Source organism: Frankia gtarii (assembly GCF_025403375.1).
In the GTDB taxonomy this organism is placed as follows: domain Bacteria; phylum Actinomycetota; class Actinomycetes; order Frankiales; family Frankiaceae; genus Frankia; species Frankia gtarii.
This window is the reverse complement of record NZ_JAMPTM010000451.1, coordinates 1-2,993: the sequence shown is the minus strand read 5'-3', so window position 1 is coordinate 2,993 and position 2,993 is coordinate 1. Positions and strand designations below refer to the sequence as shown.

General features: G+C 71.5%; 5 protein-coding genes and 1 pseudogene. 5 read left to right on the top strand and 1 reads right to left on the bottom strand.

The features are described 5' to 3' along the window. The 5 genes from NBZ83_RS31255 to NBZ83_RS31235 all read left to right on the top strand — a co-directional run. Nucleotides 1-242, top strand: a 242-nt coding sequence (locus NBZ83_RS31255; protein ID WP_261559268.1) for a hypothetical protein, incomplete at its 5' end; no start/stop codon positions are given. A 969-nt stretch (nt 243-1,211) separates the two neighbouring features. Then, nucleotides 1,212-1,721, top strand: coding sequence for an alpha/beta fold hydrolase (locus NBZ83_RS31250; RefSeq protein WP_261571273.1), 510 nt, complete (start codon nt 1,212-1,214; stop codon nt 1,719-1,721). A 116-nt stretch (nt 1,722-1,837) separates the two neighbouring features. Then, a complete protein-coding gene (locus NBZ83_RS31245; RefSeq protein WP_261576421.1) occupies nt 1,838-2,017 on the top strand; it encodes a PhoX family protein in 180 nt (59 codons plus the stop codon). A gap of 34 nt (nt 2,018-2,051) precedes the next feature. After that, a complete protein-coding gene (locus NBZ83_RS31240) occupies nt 2,052-2,294 on the top strand; it encodes an alkaline phosphatase PhoX (protein ID WP_261576420.1) in 243 nt (80 codons plus the stop codon). A 59-nt stretch (nt 2,295-2,353) separates the two neighbouring features. Next, the gene (locus NBZ83_RS31235) at nt 2,354-2,620 is read left to right on the top strand and encodes a hypothetical protein (RefSeq protein ID WP_261571270.1); all 267 of its coding nucleotides are present in this window, start codon (nt 2,354-2,356) and stop codon (nt 2,618-2,620) included. A 174-nt stretch (nt 2,621-2,794) separates the two neighbouring features. On the opposite strand, the pseudogene NBZ83_RS31230 reads toward NBZ83_RS31235, so the two are convergent. Further along, a pseudogene (locus NBZ83_RS31230) lies at nt 2,795-2,993 on the bottom strand (HNH nuclease); the annotation flags it as partial.

Sequence of the window (2,993 nt, the reverse complement as noted above, 5' to 3'; positions counted from 1 at the left end):
GCCCCACCCCGATTCGGGTACCCCCGCGGGGCCTGCCGGTCCGCCGGCCGGGCCGGAACTGGATCCCGCCGCAGGTGCCGCGGGCGCTGGATTTCGCGATCACGGTGCTCGATGAGGACGGCAGCCCGGTCGAGACGCTCGTCGGCTGGTCCTCTGTGCAGCTCGCGGAGGAACACGCCCGCACGCTGGCCGGCATCGCCGGGTATCGGATCGTGCCCTGCCGCCACACCGGGGGTAGCTGAGCGGCCGGCCACCGTCCCTCGGCGGGTGGAAGCGTCAGCGCCCACCGAGGGACGACACCATACGCGGCGCGAATCGCCGGTGGGGACCAGAGCCCGTCGGGACTCCTCTGCTAGTCCAGTCGACAGGTTCGCGTAGCCTGAAGTGACCACAGGGGGCCCCGAATGCCCCTCCCGCCGCCCGCTCCGCGTTGTCTGTCGGGTGTGCGACAGTCTGACTGTTTCGTCCGGCTTGCTCATATCTGAACCGACTTGCGGCTCTGTGTAACCTGCCGGCTTCGCTGGTCGTCAGCCCGCCGAGCCGTCAGCCCGCCGAGCCGTCAGCCCGCCGAGCCGGTGGCCCGGCGAAGCTGGTGCGGCTGCCGAGCTGGTGGAGTGAGCGAGCTGGTGGAGTGGGCGACCGGTGATTGTGCTGAGCTGGTGGAGTGGAGCCGGTGAGGTGTCGAACCGCTGGGGCCTGGTCGTTGATGGGTAGAGGCGCCGCCGCACCGGTAGATGGTTTCCTGGCGCTCCAGGGCCCCGTGGTCATCATTCGTCCCAATGCATGGAGTGCGAAACCATTCGGGGTCCTGACCGGAATGACCCGCCGCCGTGCCGGGCCGGCCGAGAGGTACGCCGCAGACCCACAAACTAGCGGGCCGCACCCATGCTCCGGCGTGCGCAGATCAACGCGGCACCTTTCCCGCTGACAGCAGATTGTGTCGATGTATGTCCATGGGACCAACACGGAGCAATGGTCGTGCATCTGTTGGGCGAAAATCGCGAGTCAACACGGCCCGGCGGGAGCCTCCCGGCCGGTTGGCACAGTCGTGCCCGAGGGTGTATTCGAAACGGATGGACAACAACTCCTGGCGCGGTGGTTGCTACGTGGTTCTGAGGATTCCCGGCGCGCGACACACCTGCCACGCGCCGGCGCCACCGACGATGTCGACGGGCGACGACAGGTCAGGACGGTCCACCCGACGTCCGGTGGTGGCGGGCGAGGACCTGCGCGAGGACGCGGGTGAGATCGGCCGCCGGGTCGCCCTGGTTGCCCTCGACGGCGGATGGCAGGGGAGCCGGGTTGACGACGGCGGGGGATTGTGCCGACCGACGCTCGGCCCACACCTGCTGCGCCAGGGCTTTCCCTGGCCGCCGATCGGGCCCGACGGCACCAGCTCCTGGGATCCGCAGGTGGCGGTCGCGACGCTCTACCGGGGGCTGGAGCCGTCGCGTGCCCGCGCGCTCGCGGCCCGGTTGCGGCCGATGGCCCCCGCTGCCGGCCGATACCCCCTCGGCAGGGACGAGCGGGCAGGGCTGCCCACGGTCGTCGTCTGTGCCGCCGACGACGAGCTGTTCGCCGTCGAGACAGAGCGGGTCCGGGTCCGCGGCGCGCTCGGCACCGATCCGGTCGAGATCCCCGGCGGCCACCTGCCGATGCTCACCGACCCGGCAGGCCTCGCCGCGCTCCTCGACGGTTTTACCCGCCGGACCTTGCCGTAGTCGTCGCCGGCGGTGGAAGCCAGCGCGTCGAAGCCGTTCGCCGGGGTCATCCGCTCGAATCGAGCCGGCCCGACGTATCCGCGGAGCCGGGCCGGCCCCGTCCGCGGCGTCGCCGGGTGCTTCGGCGTCGACCGGGTACCTCGGCGTCGGCGGGCAACCTGGCGGCGGCGGCTGGTTTCGGATCGCTGCGCCCCGTCGGGCCTGAGCTCGCCCTGCCGCCCGGATTCCGCTACACCTCGTTCGGCCGGGCGGGCACCCCGATGTCCGACGGGCTGCCCAATCCCGATCGCCCATGACGGTCAGGCGCTGTTCGCCGGCGGCTGCGGGACGGTGGTGCTGCTGCGCAACCACGAGATCGACCCCGACCTGCCTGGGGTCGAACGCCGAGGACTCGGCCCACGGGAGGCCTACGACCGGGCCGCGCCCGCGGGGGTGGCCCGGTCGCGCTACGACCTGGCGGCGGGCCCGCTGCGGGAGAGCCGACCTGTGCTCAACGGGACGCTGGAGAACTGCAACGGCTCACCGACGCTGTGGGGAACCTGGCTGTCGTGCGAGGACCTGGCTGTCGTGTGAGGAGACTTGCGAGGAGACAACGGACGGGACGGCCGCCGGCTACGAACCGCCGCAGGGCTATGTCTTCGAGGTTCCGGCGAACGCCCGCGGCCGACGGGCTGACCGTCGGCCCACACGGCGGCGTGGTGCTCTGCGAGGGTGACGACGGCAAGGACGACGTGGGCGGCGGCCACTGCCTGCGGCTGCTGACCAAGGCCGACCGGATCGTCGACCGTGGTTGGGCGCCGATCGGAGCTCCTGCTCAGTCGGGTGAGAGCACCGATGCCGCGTGCCGGCACGAGGGCGAGCCGTCGAAGGGCAAGCCAGCGCCGCCGCTACCGTGGTAGGTCATCTTGCCTCCACCATCGTTCTGGCCGGCCGTGGTTCCGCGCGAGGGCCGCGTGGATGCGGATCCGGCCATACCGGTACGCGGCGCTGCCGGAGCGCGTTCCCGGTTGTTCGGTCATGCGCCGTCGGCGGAGTGTCGCCGGCCGGGTGGGCGCACCGGTCGCCCCTGCTGGTCATGTGGTGGCGAGGAGGTCGGGTGGGTGGGTGTAGGGGTTGCGACGGGGTGTCTGGTGGGGGTCGATGCGCCAGGGTGGGATGTAGGCGGGGTGTCCGTCGCCGGTGAAGATGATGGTCCAGCCATCGTGGTGGACTTGGCGGTGGTGGGCGCCGCAGAGCAGAACGAGGTTGCGTAGGGCGGTGGTGCCATCATTC

What these genes read in the sequence shown, in the direction of transcription:
- NBZ83_RS31235 (WP_261571270.1), top strand. Translation starts at nt 2,354, where the DNA reads ATGTCTTCGAGGTTCCGGCGAACGCCCGCGGCCGACGGGCTGACCGTC.